Source organism: Petrotoga olearia DSM 13574, from assembly GCF_002895525.1.
Taxonomy (GTDB): domain Bacteria; phylum Thermotogota; class Thermotogae; order Petrotogales; family Petrotogaceae; genus Petrotoga; species Petrotoga olearia.
On the sequence record NZ_AZRL01000016.1, the window covers coordinates 57,538 to 73,719 of the forward strand.

General features: G+C 33.5%; 12 protein-coding genes. 2 read left to right on the forward strand and 10 right to left on the reverse strand.

Annotated features, from left to right (window positions below):
• Positions 1-49: 49 nt before the first annotated feature.
• The 8 genes from tsaD to X929_RS05820 all read right to left on the reverse strand — a co-directional run bounded on the left by tsaD (position 50) and on the right by X929_RS05820 (position 11,058).
• Entirely contained in the window at positions 50-1,060 is a 1,011-nt protein-coding gene (gene tsaD, locus X929_RS05785; RefSeq protein ID WP_103067089.1) for a tRNA (adenosine(37)-N6)-threonylcarbamoyltransferase complex transferase subunit TsaD, read from the reverse strand.
• Positions 1,057-2,286 carry an ATP-dependent Clp protease ATP-binding subunit ClpX gene (gene clpX / locus X929_RS05790; protein WP_103067090.1) on the reverse strand — a complete coding sequence of 410 codons (1,230 nt, stop codon included), beginning with the start codon at positions 2,284-2,286 and terminating at the stop codon, positions 1,057-1,059. Before clpX ends, tsaD begins: the two co-directional genes overlap by 4 nt.
• Before the next feature lie 79 nt (positions 2,287-2,365).
• Positions 2,366-3,271: a cysteine synthase A gene (gene cysK / locus X929_RS05795; protein WP_103067091.1), complete on the reverse strand. Its 906-nt coding sequence runs from the start codon at positions 3,269-3,271 to the stop codon at positions 2,366-2,368.
• A gap of 81 nt (positions 3,272-3,352) precedes the next feature.
• Entirely contained in the window at positions 3,353-3,964 is a 612-nt protein-coding gene (gene epsC / locus X929_RS09865) for a serine O-acetyltransferase EpsC (RefSeq protein ID WP_103067092.1), read from the reverse strand.
• A 135-nt stretch (positions 3,965-4,099) separates the two neighbouring features.
• Positions 4,100-5,170 carry a hypothetical protein gene (locus X929_RS05805; protein WP_103067093.1) on the reverse strand — a complete coding sequence of 357 codons (1,071 nt, stop codon included), beginning with the start codon at positions 5,168-5,170 and terminating at the stop codon, positions 4,100-4,102.
• A 5-nt stretch (positions 5,171-5,175) separates the two neighbouring features.
• Positions 5,176-9,339: a PolC-type DNA polymerase III gene (locus tag X929_RS05810; protein WP_103067094.1), complete on the reverse strand. Its 4,164-nt coding sequence runs from the start codon at positions 9,337-9,339 to the stop codon at positions 5,176-5,178.
• Positions 9,326-9,817, reverse strand: a complete 492-nt coding sequence (gene ruvC / locus X929_RS05815) for a crossover junction endodeoxyribonuclease RuvC (RefSeq protein ID WP_103067095.1) — start codon at positions 9,815-9,817, stop codon at positions 9,326-9,328. The genes X929_RS05810 and ruvC overlap by 14 nt, the downstream gene beginning before the upstream one ends.
• Positions 9,817-11,058, reverse strand: a complete 1,242-nt coding sequence (locus tag X929_RS05820; RefSeq protein WP_103067096.1) for an aminopeptidase P family protein — start codon at positions 11,056-11,058, stop codon at positions 9,817-9,819. The genes ruvC and X929_RS05820 overlap by 1 nt, the downstream gene beginning before the upstream one ends.
• Positions 11,059-11,525: 467 nt before the next feature.
• Between X929_RS05820 and X929_RS05825 the strand changes: the two genes are divergently transcribed.
• Complete coding sequence (locus tag X929_RS05825) at positions 11,526-12,140, forward strand: hypothetical protein (RefSeq protein ID WP_103067097.1); 615 nt, start codon at positions 11,526-11,528, stop codon at positions 12,138-12,140.
• Between the two features lie 5 nt (positions 12,141-12,145).
• Positions 12,146-12,583 (forward strand): flagellar export chaperone FliS, encoded by a 438-nt coding sequence (fliS, locus tag X929_RS05830; protein WP_103067098.1) that lies wholly within the window; start codon positions 12,146-12,148, stop codon positions 12,581-12,583.
• Positions 12,584-12,638: 55 nt separating this feature from the next.
• On the opposite strand, the gene X929_RS05835 is transcribed toward fliS, so the two are convergent.
• Together X929_RS05835 and X929_RS05840 are read right to left on the reverse strand one after the other, a co-directional pair.
• Positions 12,639-13,469, reverse strand: a complete 831-nt coding sequence (locus X929_RS05835; RefSeq protein ID WP_103067099.1) for a carbon-nitrogen hydrolase family protein — start codon at positions 13,467-13,469, stop codon at positions 12,639-12,641.
• 39 nt (positions 13,470-13,508) lie between these two features.
• Positions 13,509-16,178 carry a glycoside hydrolase family 38 N-terminal domain-containing protein gene (locus X929_RS05840; RefSeq protein WP_103067100.1) on the reverse strand — a complete coding sequence of 890 codons (2,670 nt, stop codon included), beginning with the start codon at positions 16,176-16,178 and terminating at the stop codon, positions 13,509-13,511.
• Positions 16,179-16,182: the final 4 nt, after the last annotated feature.

Here is a 16,182-nt window from a genome sequence, read left to right on the forward strand (position 1 = left end):
TTATATCATAATAATCCCTTACCGTCAACCATTCCCAAACTAAGTATCGTTATATTTTAGATATTCCCAAATTAGGAACAACATCCAAATCTAATGTATCAAACATGGTTCTTACATACTTTTCGTATCCAGCGCGGCATATCATCGCTGCATTATCAGTACATAACGATTGTCTTGGATAATAGATATTCAATTTGTCTTTAAAAGTATTTAATTTTTTTCTCAATAAAGAGTTAGCGGCAACTCCCCCTGCAATTACAATGTCTTTTATATTTTCTTTAATTGCAAATTTAGTTACTTTATGAACTAGGGTGTCTATTATCGCTTCTTGAAATGAAGCCGCTATATCTTCTTTTTTTGAATGGGGGTAGTCTCTTACAAAATACAAAACAGATGTTTTTAAGCCAGAAAAAGAAAAGTCGTATCCTCTATCGTACAACGGCCTTGGAAAATCGTACAATTTTTGAGCTTTTTTTGAAATTTCATCTATAACTGGCCCTCCTGGATAACCCAAATCCAAAATCCTTGCAACTTTATCAAATGCTTCTCCTGCCGCATCATCACGTGTTTCTCCTATTATTTCAAAATCCAAGTAATCTTTAACCAACAAAATTGCTGTATGCCCACCGGAGACTAATAATGTGACAAAAGGAGGTTTCAGTTTTGGGAAATCAAGGAAGTTAGCGTATATATGGCCCATTAAATGGTTTACACCAATTAACGGTTTACCCAAGGATAATGACATCCCTTTAGCAAAACTTACTCCAATAAGTAAGGCCCCGATTAATCCAGGGCCAAAAGATACAGCAATCGCATCTATGTTATATGGAGTTATTTCTGCTTCTTCGAAAGCTTTTAAACTTAGTTTGTACAAAACTTCGACATGTTTTCGAGCGGCAACTTCTGGTACAACACCACCAAATACCTTATGAACATCGATCTGTGAATAAACTAAATTAGAAAGAATTTTATCTTTACCTTTTAATATTGCAACAGCAGTTTCATCACATGATGTTTCTATTCCAAAAATGATAGGCTCTTTTTCGTTTTCTGTGTTCAAGCGGTTTCTTTCCTTTTGACAGCTGGTTTTTTCTTATTTACTACCTCTTCATCTATAACAATTTTATTAACTTTATTTTTTATCTCAGGCGCTTCATACATTATGTCAAGCATTATTTCTTCAAATATAGTCTTTAATGCCCTTGCACCTGTTCCCCGTTTCAAGGCTTGAGAACATATCTCTTTCATGGCTTGGGTTGTGATTTCTAGATTTATACCTTCTATTTCCAACATCTTTTGATATTGCTTGAATAACGCATTCTTAGGTTCCATGGCGATCTTAACCAGGTCTTCTTCATCCAAATCGTTAAGGGTTGAAACCACAGGGAACCTTCCTACAAATTCTGGAATTAATCCATACTTAATAAGATCATCTTGAACAATATTCTTTAAGATCTCGCCTTCTCTTTGTTTATTATTACTTTTTATGTCGGCTCCAAATCCTAAAGAAGAATCCTTTACCCTATGTTTTATTATGTCTGTTAAACCATCAAAGGCTCCTCCTGCAATGAAAAGGATCTTGGAGGTATCTATTTGGATAAATTCTTGGTAAGGATGTTTTCTTCCTCCTTGAGGAGGAACGTTAGCTAAAGTTCCTTCAACTATTTTAAGTAATGCTTGTTGTACCCCTTCACCAGAAACATCCCTAGTAATTGAAGGATTTGGTGATTTTCGAGCAATTTTATCAATTTCATCGATATAAATTATTCCTTTTTCAGCCCTTTTTACGTCGTAATCACAAGCTTGCAAAAGTCTTAGTATAACGTTTTCAACGTCATCTCCAACATAACCAGCTTCAGTTAAGGTTGTTGCATCTGCAATTGCAAAGGGAACGTCTAATACCTTAGCCAAAGTTTGAGCGATCAAAGTTTTTCCAGTGCCCGTAGGTCCGATCATTAAAACGTTAGATTTATCCAACTCAACGTCATTTATGTTCTTTGAAGAAAAAATTCTTTTGTAGTGATTATAAACAGCCACAGAAATTATTTTTTTTGCTGTCTCTTGGCCAATTACATATTTATCCAGTTCAGATTTAATCTCTCTTGGGGTTGGAAGAGTTTTAACCTTTGTTTCATTCTTTTCCTCTTTTTTTGCCTTATTTTCTTCAACTAACTCTTGAAAAAGATTTATACACTCATCACAGATATAAATGCCGTTTGGCCCCGCAATTAAGGCTTCTGCTTGACTTGATGGTTTACCACAAAAAGAGCAATACTTTTCCGACATTAATAATTCCTCCTGTTCTATGTCTCTTTACTTCATATAAGATAGAAACTAATTATACCATTTCTTTGTTAAAATAGCTTTATAATAAGCTCATATATTTATCTCCACTATCGGGGGCAATGGTAACAATTCTTCTACCTTTTCCCATTCTATCCGAGAGTTTGATCGCTGCCGCTATGTTTGCACCTGAAGATATCCCCACAAATAAACCTTCGTCTTTTGCAAGTCGCTTAGTCATTTCAATAGCTTCTTCATCATTTATCTGCATTATTTCGTCTACTAAATTTAGATCCAAATTATCTGGAATAAATCCCGCTCCTATGCCTTGAATCTTATGTTTACCAGGGTTACTTCCCGATATAACGGGCGAATTGGAAGGCTCTATAGCAACTATTCTAACACATTCTGAGAATGCTTTTTTCAACGCCCTTGCTACCCCGGTTATCGTTCCACCGGTTCCTACACCTGCAACAAAGGCATCCAAAGAATAGTCCATCTGTTTGATAATTTCAGGCCCTGTAGTTACTTCATGTGAATATGGATTGGCGGGATTTGAAAACTGGTTAGGCATATACCCTTTTGTTTCATTCACGATCTCTAAAGCCTTGTTTATTGCCCCCTTCATTCCTTGATCGGCGGGAGTAAGTATCAACTCGGCACCAAAAAATTTTAAAATTTTCTTTCTTTCTTCACTCATACTTTCTGGCATAGTTAATATGACTCGATAGCCTCTACTTCTACCCATTGCTGCCAAAGCTATACCGGTGTTGCCACTCGTTGGTTCTACGATGATATTTTGATTTTCATTGAGTTTGTTCTTAATTTCACCATCTTTTATCATAAAAAATGCGGGTCTATCTTTTACGCTACCTGCGGGATTATTTTTTTCTAATTTAACAAAAACCCTTCCAGGTTGAAGGATTTTTGATAAGGTAATAATTGGAGTATTTCCTATCGACGTGTAAATCAAAAGATCACCTTCCATCAATTTTATTTTGTTTCAGATTATATTCACAACACAATCTAACTCTGATACTTGTTTTCATAGCTTCTTAAATTGAATTATCTAAATCACAAAATCCGAGTTTATTGTATTGTTTAAGTCATAGTAATTAGAAGACGGACAGTTGGTTTTTTTGATTTTTGCTGGTACACCAACTGCCAAGGATTTAGGTGGTACGTCCATTAAAACAACGGAATTAGCACCAATGACCGATTCATCTCCTATGTATATGTGTCCAAGAACCTTAGCTCCAGCGCCAATCATCACATTTTTACCAACTATAGGGTGCCTTTTCCCTGTTGTAACATTTTTAGCTCCCAGAGTAACCCCATGGTAGATCAACGTCCCGCTACCTACACTCGCCGTTTCTCCAATAACAACACCAAAACCGTGGTCAATAACTACTCCTGGTTCAATATAAGCAGCAGGGTGTATATCCATAGAATGAAATATTTTACTGAACACATATATCATGTAAGCAATAGGGTATATTTTGTACCTATAAAAAAAGTTAGCAAAACGATAAGCAATCAAACCGTGAAGAGAAACCGAGGTGAAAAAAACTTTCCACTTGTTTTTGGCAACCGGATCCTTCTCAATGTACATATCTAAATCTTTTGACAAAGCTTTGAATATTCTCCCAAAATCCCGAAAAAAATTTAAAAAACCTTTCATTAAATCACTCCCCGGCTAAATTAAATATAACCAAAATTGTCACTATTACAAATCAAATTATATCTTTATTTCTTTTCAAGATAAAGATGTTTTTCTAAATTCCTGTTAACGCTTCTTCTCGATGAGATAATTAGGTCAAGTTAACTTTTTGAACTCTTGAACTAAAAAACTAGATCTTTTTTCGTTTTTCTTCTCTTCTAATACCAATTCATTAGGTGACAGGTAAACTATTATATTTTCTGACATTCTCGATAAAATTGAGCGAATTTTTCTAGTGTGTATTGTAATTAAATATTGATTTTCGAAAGAATAAGGCAATTTAAAAGATATTTTTGAATTGTTGTTTTCTTTGTATATGTAACTGTTTCCTTTATTTAAAAGTAAGTAGGCGATATTACTTTCAGAAAAGGTTACATATAGTTTTGATAAAACTTTTTTTAATTCCCTTGTGTTGATTGCTTTTTCTTCAACAAAACTCTTTTTGGTTATCAACAAATTTTTATTGTAAGAAGGCGTCGATGAACATATTTTAATGAATATTCCGGGGATTCTTAGTACTATATCTTTTTTGTCTATACCAAGTTCAAGGATACTACTTTTTTTCAAGAGTTTTAAAGACTTAACTATATGTCTGGCTGAAATAAAAGGAATTTCCCTATGAAACTCCTCCCTGATATTTCCGAAAATACTGTTCAGTTTATAATAATTACTCAAATATCCAAAAATTAAATTATCATTGAATGTAAAAAAGTCGATGATATCCCCTTCGTTGGCAGAAGCAGAAACAAAATCAAGTTTATTTAGAAAAGACCCTATCTCTTTCTTGATTAATAAGGTAAATTCTCTACTTGTTTCGATTTGTTTGGAATCTATTTTTTCTATTTTACTATTCAATGTGATTCCTTGAATTTCAAACGATATGAGACTATCTTCTACCGTTATTTTAACCAAAGAATCATCTTTTAATTTTTTATCCCTTATAATTCCCTTTAAGTATTGAATTGGAACGGAAGCGACCCCATCAAACGGAAGAAATTCTTTGGTAACGTTCAGATACAGTTTGGCACAACCATCTGTTGCATAAATTTTAAGGGCTCTGTCAAAATAAAAGTAAGCATTTCTGAAAGAGGGCTCAACGGAACCGCAGAATGCGTCAAGTAATTTGGTAATATTTTTTAATTGAACAAAAGTTAACCATCCTTCCATTTATTTCATCCTTTAAAAAGTGACATTTGATTTGTTTCCGGTAAGCCTTTCAACACGCCTAATTCTCTTAAAGTTTCCACGTTCGTTTTGTTACACCCGCTCTTTGCAGCAAAATCTTCTATTGATCTAAAACCATTTTCTCTTGATTTAAGAATATTTTCTGCAGCTTTTTCACCAAGATTCGGTATTTTGATAAAAGGCACAATAAGTGAATTTCCATCTATCAAAAATTTTTTCGAATCAGATTTGTACAAATCAACCATGGTAAAGTTGAAACCTCTTAGCATCATTTCCAATGCCAACTCTAATACAACCATTTCATTTTTTTTACGAACATCCAGATCCATATTACGCAGTTCAAATATCCTTTTCTTAATAGCTTCTCGTCCGGAAAAAATAACCTTTAAGTTGAATTCATCGCCTTTGACAGAAAAATAAGTACAATAAAAGGCTAACGGATAATGGACTTTAAACCATGCGATTCTAAAAGCCATACTAACGTAAGCAGCCGCATGAGCTTTTGGAAAGAGATATTTAATTTTTTGACAAGAAATGATAAACCACTCGGGCACTTTTAGATCTCTCATTAGTTCAATGTCTTCTTCGTTGATACCTTTACCTTTTCTTACCTTTTCCATTATTGAAAAAGCACTTTTAGGTGGAGCGCCTTTGGATAATAAATAATTCATTATATCGTCTCTACAGGAAATTACCTCATCTAAAGTTGCAATCTTCCTATCGATCCAGTTTTTAGCTATTCCAGCCCATACATCTGTGCCATGGGATAAACCAGATATTCTTACTAATTCAGAAAAACTCTTTGGCCTTGTGTCTTCCAACATCATTCTGACAAAGGTAGTGCCAAATTCTGGGACCCCTAACGTTCCAACGGTTGTACCCAATTCATTTTTTAAGTCTATTTTCAACGCTTTTGTAGAGGAGAACAAGCTCAAAGTCTTTTTATCGTCCATTGGGATCGCTAATGGGTCTACTCCAGTTAAATCAGACATCATTTTAATGAATGTGGGATCATCGTGACCAAGTGCATCTAATTTTACAAGATCGTTATGTATAACGTGGTAATCAAAATGAGTGGTTTGAACACTTGATTTAGTGTCATTGGCAGGGAACTGAATTGGTGTATAATCGTAAACTTCATCTTCTTTTGGAACTATCATCAGTCCACCAGGATGTTGTCCTGTCGTTCGTTTTACCCCTGTTATCGCCTTAACTATTCGCGTTATCTCGCTATTCTTCACAATCCCTTGCTCTTCGCAATATTTTTTAGCGAAACCAAAGGCCGTTCTGTCTGCAATTGTTGATATAGTACCTGCCCGAAAAACATGGTCTTCTCCGAACATTTTTTCTATGTATTTATGCGCCATGTTTTGATAATCTCCAGAAAAATTCAAATCTATATCAGGTATTTTATCACCTTCAAACCCCATGAATGTTTCAAATGGTATATCTTGACCATCTTTTTTCATTTTAGTTCCACATTTTTCACATTTTTTATCAGGAAGATCATAACCAGAACTTATTTCCTCATTATCAAAAAATTCTACGTTTTTACAATTTGGACATATATAATGAGGAGGTAAAGGGTTTATCTCCGTTATTCCCAACATCGTAGCAACTAAAGAAGAACCAACAGAACCTCTGGAACCAACCAAATATCCATCCTCTAAGGATTTTTTCACTATTTTTTGAGCAATTAGATACAGTACCGCATACCCATGTTTTATGATGGATTCTAGTTCTCTGTTCAAACGGCTTTCAACGATTTCTGGTAAAGGATTGCCATATATTTCATAGGCTTTTGCCTTTGCAAGTTCTTCAATTTCTACTTCAGCGTTCTCTATCTTTGGAGGATGCAGTTTGTTACTAAGCGGCTTTATTATTTCTATCTGATCTGCAATCTCGTTAGTATTGGTTATGACAATTTTCTCTGCTATTTCTTTATCTCCAAAAATTCGTTGAGCTTCTTCTACCATCTCATCAGTAGTGCGCAAATATCTATGTGCAGAGGAAGCCTTTCTCTTTTCTGCAACTTTTAAGGCGTTGTAAAAAATCTGATCTTCTTTATCCAAATAATGAGCGTTTGAAACCATAACAACAGGCATATTTAATTCGTTACCAAGGTTATATATATCCTTATAAATCTTTTTTAACTGCTCTTCTGAAATAGGTCTGTCTGATAATGCATCCAACGGTGTTAATTCGAGATAGTCGTAGAATTTGGCGATTTCGATAATTTCATCGTGAGATCCCCCCCTGAGATAGGCCTGAAAGATTTCGCCTTCTTCTGCTCCACTACCTATCAGCAAGCCTTCTCTCATATGAGATAATTCGCTTTTTAAAATTCTAGGTACTCTGTAAAAATATTTTACGTGGGAATTTGAAACCAGTTTATAAAGATTCTTGAGGCCTGTTTTGTTTTTTACTAAAATAGTCATCTTATTTGGTCTGATTCTTCTAAAATCTATAAATTTTTGTAGTTTTTCAAGATCTGACAACATTTCCACATTTTTCGGTTTTGCCAATTCTATAAGTTTCAAAAACACTAAGGCGGTAATATTGGCATCTTCATGAGCCCTATGGTGTTCAAAACTTCCAAGCTTTAACTCCTCAACTACCTTATCAAGCCCATACCCCTTCAACGTTAACAAAGATTTTGAAAGAGCTAAAGTATCAATATAAGTCTGTTCAAAGTGTTCCTTATAGACTTTTCTAACCCATTCTCGTAAAAAACGGTAATCAAAATCTGCGTTGTGGGCAACTAACACCGTACCTTCGATGAAACTCAAAAATTGAGGAAGGACTTCCTCTATAGGTCTTTCAACTTCCAACATCTGATTCGTTATACCTGTAAAATTAGTTGTAAAGTTTGAGACAGGTTTTCTGGGCTTGACTAAACTATGAAAATTAGACACTATTTTCATATTCTTTATTTTTACAGCACCTATCTCAATAATCTCGTGCATGGCTGGCTCTAATCCTGTGGTTTCCAAGTCAAAAACGACAAACTCAGTTTCACTTATTTTTTTATCTTCTCCCAGCAAACTTATAATGTTGACAAATTCATCAACGACATAAGCTTGCATTCCGAAAATAGGTTTTATACCTTCAGCTACAGCTTTTTCATAGAATTCTGGAATACTCTGAACAACCCCAGAATCAGTTATAGCTACCGCTTTATGCCCCCAATTTTTTATGGCCTTCACTACTTCTCCCACTTCGAGAAGCCCTTCCATAGCACTTAGTTTTGTGTGTAAATGAAGCTCCACCCTTTTTGTTGGGTAATTATCTTTTCTTTCAAAGGTTTCTTCTTTTAACTTAACAATATTAGTAGGTCTAATTGCAAATTCGTGACTAAAAGAATCGTAAAAAATACTTCCTTCAATTAATATATTGTCTCCCTCGTCTAATTCTTTGTTTAAAATATTAGCAGTCTCAGAAAAGGTTTTGACAACAGCGGAACTTTTTTTATCCGTAATGAAAAGAGTCGATACCGGCCCTTTGTCATTGTACTCTTTGTAAAATATTTTTCCGTTTACTACAACGCTGCTTCCTTCATTTGAAGGAAGTAGCGATAACGGTATTGGTACCTTTTTAAAATCCCTTCCAATAATTACCTCTCTTTCTGTATCAGGTAATTTTTTTGTAATATCAGAATCAGAAGATAAATTACTATCTTGGGAATAATGGGTTTCATAACCTTCATCAAGAAAAGTGGGTTTTAAACTTTCATCTATAATGATTTCATAAGGGATTTCTTTCCCAAGATATTTAAATAAAATATTATCTAATTCTTCTTTTTCCTTTATTAATCTATTTTTTATTATCGGTGAGTAAGTTTTGAATACAATTTTGTTTTCTTGGGAATACTCTGGTTTTATAAGTCTTAGATAATCTTTTAAACGATGATTCATTGTCAATTGTTGCCAATTAGTTACTATAAATTCAGGACCTTCATCGTTTGTGAAAGTGATTTTGACGTCCTTTTTTAAAAGTCTAGTAAAAAAAAGATTTAATGAAGCTTCATCAATGTCTTCACTTATCTTCGGTAAATTGATTTCTACCTCTTCGTCTTTCACGATGATTTTCCCATTTAATTCAAAAGGGATAAATCCCACATTTTCCATCAAGAAATCTTTAATATCTTGCATTTTTAAAACTCCTCCTAAAATTTCCATGGCAAAAAGCTGTGGCTAATGCGTCTGCTGCATCATCTGGAGTGGGTGTCTTTTCCAACTTCAATATTAATTTTAAAGTTCTCTGTATCTGCCCTTTCTCAGCTCTTCCATATCCTGTAACAGCCTGTTTTATCTGAAAAGGTGTATATTCATAAATGGGTATATTTTGCTTTTCCAAACAAAGTAGAATAACCCCTCTAGCCTCTCCAACCTGTATAGCGGTTGCAACGTTTTTAAAAAAGTACAATTTTTCTACAGCAGATTCATCAGGTTTATAGGTTTGTATTAGATTTCTAAGTTGTTCGTCTATGCTCAGCAACCTTTTTGGAAGTTCATCTTCCTTGCTGGTATATATTACACCATAATCAATAAAGTTGAAAATGTTACCTTTTTTTTCAAGGATACCATATCCTATTCTTCCATAACCGGGATCTATACCCAAAATTATCATTAAGATACACTCCAAATACGTTCAATTTCTTCTATTTCTTTAGGGATTTCTCGAGCTAAATTTTCGCACCCATTTTCAGTTATAAGAAGATCGTCTTCTATACGCACGCCAATACCCTCTTCCTCTATGTACAAACCTGGTTCGTTGGTAATAACCATTCCTGGTTTTAAAGGGATATTCCTATCTCCTACATCGTGAGTATCCAAGCCTAAAAAGTGACTCACAGAATGAAAGTAATATTTTGAAAGTTCTTCATCGGTTTTAATCAATCCTATTTTTTTACAACTTTCTGCTAATGATTTCTTTGCAATTTCATTCAATTCAAAAAGGGTTAACCCTGGCTTGGTTTGCGACTCCACTTCTTTTTGAGTGTTTAAAACAATTTGGTAAATTTCCGCTTGTCTTGGAGAAAACTTTCTGCTTATAGGGAAAGTTCTGGATATATCCCCACTATAATAATAATATTGTGCCCCCAAGTCCAACAATACTAAATCTCCTTCTTGTGTTTTTCGGTTGTTTGCTGAGTAATGTAAAATCGTAGAATTTGGTCCCGAGGCTACTATTGGTTTAAAAGCGAAATCTTTTACTCCATTTCTTCTTAAAGAAAAATCAAAATATGCCTCCAGTTCATATTCGTACATTCCGGGCTTTGAATTTCTTATTATGTTCATAATCCCTTCTTTTGTAATTTCGATAGCTTTCTTGATATTATTGATTTCCTCTTCATCTTTAATAGTCCTCAACTCAGCTATTTTTGTTGAAACATCGTTTATACTAACATATGGAAATAATCTTTGTATTTTTTGAGCAATTAGCTTTTCTTTTGTCATATTCTCCCAATGAGGAGATTTTAGATACAAATATACATTTTTAATATTAGACCTTGATAGAGTGTCTCCAATATATCCATTTAATTCATCCGAAAAAAATATATCTTCTTCTTGAATTTTACTAAGCTTAGAACAATGTTCTTTACTGGGTTTTTCACCAACCCATCTAGCTAACTTTGGATCGTTCCTTTCTATGAATAGTTTTTCAACAGTTTTTGATTCGGTTTTACAAATTATTAAATAAGCGTTTTCTATATCTAAATCAGTAAAATAATAGAAGTTTCGATTCGGGGAAAAGCTATAGGTTTCGTCTGCGCTTTTTACCGGACTCTTTCCTGAGTAAAGAATCAACATCGAACTTTCTTCCAAACTGTTGCTTATTTCTTCTCTTCTACTTTTTACATTCACCATATCGAATCCCCCTAACACGAAAAAATTGTTTGCTTCTAATTTACTCTTTTATTATAACATTATAATATAATATATAATATAATACTTTTATTCTAAAGAATTAACTTTTTTAGACGATTATACTTTAGGTGTGTGAATTAGTTACCTTAGAAATAAAAATGTTTTAAAAAATAAGATTTTGATTTTAAAAGGGTCACAGGGCGGAGCCCTCCCAACCCATCCGGGCGGGTTGCTGGGCAAAGGGGAGCCAGCACAAGTTTTAGAAATTAAATAATTTTAAAATAAGATTTTGATTTTAAAAGGGTCATAGGGCGGAGCCCTCCCAACCCATCCGGGTGGGCTGCTGGGCAAAGGGGAGCTAAAAATGATTGAGGTATTTTAAAAATTTCTGAATTCTAGAAGTAAGTTTTAAAATAAATTTCAGAGTTTCTACAGTCAGTATGTCATAATAAAAAGGAGTGGTTATAATGTTTGATGATGAGAATATAAAGTTAAAAATAAGTGGTATTAAAACTGACAATTTAGATATTCCAGCAGATAAGTACAATACTTTTGAAGAGATGGTGCAAGATTATATTACCAAAACACAAGGTGTTTTAACTAAAATAAAGATCAACGAAAAAGAGATCCCTCTAGGTTATTACGATGAAATAAAAGATTCTTTTTTTGAAGGTGGAGAAGAGGTAGAACTAGAATTTACTTCAAAAAAAGAAGTTTTGTTTGATCTTATCTCTCAATCACTTGAGTATATTAGTAAGGTTAGGGAAAATTTAGAAAGAGTTTCAAAAGAAGTTTTGTTGAATACAAATGAAGGTCATACCATGCTTAACAGTATTGCAGAAGGTTTGCAAGCACTATTAGACGTCATAGAACAGGCCCGAGCTTTCAGTGATGAAGATTTTTACAATCCTGGAGATTTAAACGACGTACAAAATGTCGTCCAAGACATAATTAAATCCCAAGGTAATCAAGATTATTTAGAGCTCTCAGACATTATAGAATTCGATTTCAACGAAGTTTTGTCAACCTTTGAAACGATTTTGAAGAATGCTCAAAAAGCTCTTGAAAGAAAAGGGGTGTAATTTGAATGTACAATAACAATCAAAACGCTAACTACTATTTTGAAAACAGTATAAAAACAGCTAGTCCCGCCAAATTAGTCGAACTTTTGTATCAAAATTCAATCGAAAGGATAAATAAAGCAATAAAGTCTATTGAGAATAAAAATCTTTCCGAGGCTAACAAACAGATTATAAGGGTTGAAGACATAGTCACAGAACTTAACGTTTCGTTGAATCTTGAAAAAGGTGGAGAGGTAGCTAAAAATCTCAGAGCACTTTATAATTACATGTATCAAAGATTGTTAGAATCAAATACCAAAAAGGATATTGAAATCTTAAAAGAAGTAAGATCTTTACTACAAGAGCTTTTAGATACCTGGAAAGAGTTGTTGAAAAAAGAAGTCAAAACTTCCCGCGAGTTAAACGTCAAATCCGTCGATCCTAAATTTGATCTTCAATATTAAATTAATAAATTCAAAAACCCTCCCAAATCATATACGCTTGTTGGAGGGTTTTTGTTTAATCGATTTTGAAATCTATGCCATCGTAGATCTTCAACATCTTTAATTCTCGAAGTGAAGGCTCCAAAAGCCTTTCTTTAAGTATTTTTTCGGTATCTATACTTACATTTGCAATTACGTCTTCTTCATCCCCCAATTTAATGAGGATATCTCCATGTGGATCTACAGCTATGGAATTTCCACAAAAAGGAATCGAATCATCAGAGGGTTTACCAACGGCGTTTACACCGATTGCAAAAAGTTGATTATCTTGTGCCCTGGCGGATGTTCTTACCTCTACTAATTTTTCAAAACCTTTTGGAACGGCAGATGTAATTATTAGTATTTGTGCCCCTCTAAGGGCCATTATTCTATACAATTCAGGAAAAGCATGATCATAACAAATTGACAAGCCTATTTTTATACCTTTCCAATCTATTATCTCTATAGACGTTCCTTCGGAAAGTCTAAACTTTTCTTTTGGAAAAACAAATATTTTTCTATACTTACCAAGCAATTTACCGGAATCATCTATTAAAATCGAGGTATCGTAATATTTACCAATTATTAAGGGGTCTTTTTCTAAAATGTTTGCAACAATAGAGACGTTGTATTTCTTTGCAATCCTTATAACTTCTTGAGTGGATTCTCCATCGGGTATAATTTCCGAGAGATTTTCAGCGTAATTGTTAATACTTTCAAGATCGTATCCTATGTTAAAAAACTCTGGTAGGATGTATAAATCCGCTTTTTTTACTTCTTTTGAAATCAATGAATCTAGCTTTTTAAGGTTTGTTTCTTTATCGTTCAATTTTGAGCTTAATTGCACTAAACCAAATATTTTTTTCATAATGATGTCCCCCACTGTATAATGTGTATGGATGTGAAACTACATGAGAGTAGCCAGTAAAAACTCTATGCCCCTTCTTTTTATTCTTACATCGTTCAGCTCTACAATTATATGTTCTATTTTAGAAGAATCCACATGTTCAATCTTAGTTCTGTTATATAACGAGGATAACTCTAATTCTAAAGCCTTTCTCATTAATTTATACGTTTCAAAAAGCAATTCGTATCTGTTAATACCTTGAGTTTCTTTTATTTTCTTTTCTAAATCTTTTATATGTTCTTTAAGATCTTTGGCTTCTCTTTCCATGTTATTTATTATATTTATATCCGGTTTTGAAAGATCTTCAGAGATATCCCACGTAAATTTAGGATATACGATGTTAACTTTTGAGCCTTGATCATCAGAAAAAGTATTAAAAGATAGCTTAGGTATTTTTAATGTTAATATCTCTTTTGGCTTGATTGTTCCATCGAATTCTTCTAATTCGTTCTCTAACAAATCGGTTTTTATAGCTTTTTGAGGCAATTTTATCTCTTTTTTCTCGTGAGTAGGATTAAAAAATCGTAAAGTTATCCCTTCCTTGTCTATTGAAGGTTTCATATTCACAAATTCTATGTTTTCGTCCACTGAAGAATAGAATTTATGTACCACGGCAGGCTGGTTTTCTGAGTCTGAATTATTACGGTCCTTATAAAACAATAAAGGAGGATTGATAAAGGAACTTTTGTATTTCAAAAAATTATCTTTTTTTGAAAGGCAAAAGGCTGTTTCAATTTTCATTCTTCTTTTTACTTCAGCTCCGGGAGTGTACATTACGGGTCCGACGTCTCCAATTCTTCCTTTTACATTTTCGCGAGAAAGCCAGCTTACAGATCTTAATAAAATTAAAGAAACAGCTTTTTCTAAGGAGTTAGTAGAATGTGTGGTATAACTATAAATTCCTTTGACCATAAAGGCTGCAAAATAGTCATCCTTTTCTAATCCAACGTAATCCTTCATAGGAAACACATTATTAAAAGTGATTTCTCTTGCAGCGACTAAAAACTTTTTCATTTCTTCTTTTGGTTCCTCATATTTTATTTCGTATGGTCTTTTTACAGAATCAAAAGGAGCACCGCTGGTTATATCTCCACCTCCGATTAAGGATAAAAGTAATCCATAATCTGATCCTTTTCCCATAGTTTCAATTTCCATGTTGATATAGGGCAATTCTGAAAATGTCAAATAAAGGGTGAAGTCGACTTCATCGCTGGTAAAATCAAGAACTATTTTAGAATAATTATCTGACTGTGCTTTCAATCTCATTCCTAAGAAAATTAAGTTCAACTCTTTATCAAATGCAGAAGAATATTCATCACCCTTGTCTTCTACCAAAACAGGTCTGATTAAATAATCATTATTTTCCTTTTTAATTCTAAGTTTCCCATTTTCAACGATGGCTTTGAAATGTTCGTTCTCCCAATGAAAACTATTTATAGGTTTTTCTAAAGAATTCACTTTATACTTTATTAAATTAACTTTTGATATACTTCCTGCAGGTGCTGAAAATCTATAAAGGTTTTCTTTATTTTCGAATAATACGGGCAATTCCTGAGGGTTCAAGTTTAGGCATGCATAACCTAAAGGTAAAACCTGGCCTACCTTATCCAAAACGTTATTTAAAGTTGATTCAAAAATGTCTTTAACTTTATTATATCTTTCTTCCATGTCTTCATGAATCTGATCTACTCCTACTCCACCTATGCTGTCGTGGACTAAGTTCATTACTAAATATTCCCAAGCCTTTTGTATCTCTTTATCGCATTCAGAATTATCTACGATAGCAATTAACGGCTCTAATACTTTAGAGAGCATATATTCAGAATGCCAATTCATAATTTTTAAATACTGCCTTGTTGATAAACTACCTGGAAATACTGAAACAATGCTTCCATCCATGAGTTCGCCAGCGTATTCTCCCATTAAAGATGGGTCTTCTTGGTTAAAATACTCTTTTATAAACTCATCTGGAAAAACTGTTTTTAATTCACCATTACTGGGGTCTTCTGGCACAGGGTCCAGGTCGTATCCGTTTAGTAAAGGAAGGTAATTAGTTTTTGAATATTTTTTTAGCTTGTTAATTTCTAACTCCAATCTTTTTTCCATAACTTCTGGATAATCTTTTAGCCTCATGATATTTCTATAACTATCAAGTAAAAATATACCCTGGATTTCACTACCATCGGGACTGCTCCAAGTAAACCCGATTTTCGGTAATTTCATTTTTAAACCTCTCCAGAGGAAACAACCTTTTATTTCACATTTAGAATTAATTTGTGCAACCTGAGACAAAAAGCCAAAATTATCCAATAACCAACCTATCTTCATAATATTTCCAAACTTTTTAGCCTCCTGATTACCCAATATAATATTTCTAATTGAGCTTTCTTCAGAGATTCTCCAATCAATTTGTCCGTAGTATGGCCCAAAAGCTATGTTTTTAGAGTATTTTTTCAATTCGTCTTCTGCTTTTTTTCTTTCTTCTCCTTGAAAATTGTTTAGATAATCTTTCACTAGCAACATTTGCCCATCTAAAACAAATTTGTATTCTGGATTGTTATCAATTAACTCGAAGAGTTTTTGAAATAAACTTGGTAACATTTTTTTTGTTACGTCAGTGGGAGCGAACCATTCTCTATCCCAATGAGTGTGTGAAATGATGTAGTACATCTCT

Bases quoted from the DNA above. Each gene is read 5' to 3' on its own strand.
- clpX (WP_103067090.1), bottom strand. From the start codon at position 2,286: ATGTCGGAAAAGTATTGCTCTTTTTGTGGTAAACCATCAAGTCAAGCA.
- cysK (WP_103067091.1), bottom strand. From the start codon at position 3,271: ATGGAAGGTGATCTTTTGATTTACACGTCGATAGGAAATACTCCAATT.
- epsC (WP_103067092.1), bottom strand. From the start codon at position 3,964: ATGAAAGGTTTTTTAAATTTTTTTCGGGATTTTGGGAGAATATTCAAA.
- X929_RS05805 (WP_103067093.1), bottom strand. From the start codon at position 5,170: ATGGAAGGATGGTTAACTTTTGTTCAATTAAAAAATATTACCAAATTA.
- X929_RS05810 (WP_103067094.1), bottom strand. From the start codon at position 9,339: ATGCAAGATATTAAAGATTTCTTGATGGAAAATGTGGGATTTATCCCT.
- ruvC (WP_103067095.1), bottom strand. From the start codon at position 9,817: ATGATAATTTTGGGTATAGATCCCGGTTATGGAAGAATAGGATATGGT.
- X929_RS05820 (WP_103067096.1), bottom strand. From the start codon at position 11,058: ATGGTGAATGTAAAAAGTAGAAGAGAAGAAATAAGCAACAGTTTGGAA.
- X929_RS05825 (WP_103067097.1), top strand. From the start codon at position 11,526: ATGTTTGATGATGAGAATATAAAGTTAAAAATAAGTGGTATTAAAACT.
- fliS (WP_103067098.1), top strand. From the start codon at position 12,146: ATGTACAATAACAATCAAAACGCTAACTACTATTTTGAAAACAGTATA.
- X929_RS05835 (WP_103067099.1), bottom strand. From the start codon at position 13,469: ATGAAAAAAATATTTGGTTTAGTGCAATTAAGCTCAAAATTGAACGAT.
- X929_RS05840 (WP_103067100.1), bottom strand. From the start codon at position 16,178: ATGTACTACATCATTTCACACACTCATTGGGATAGAGAATGGTTCGCT.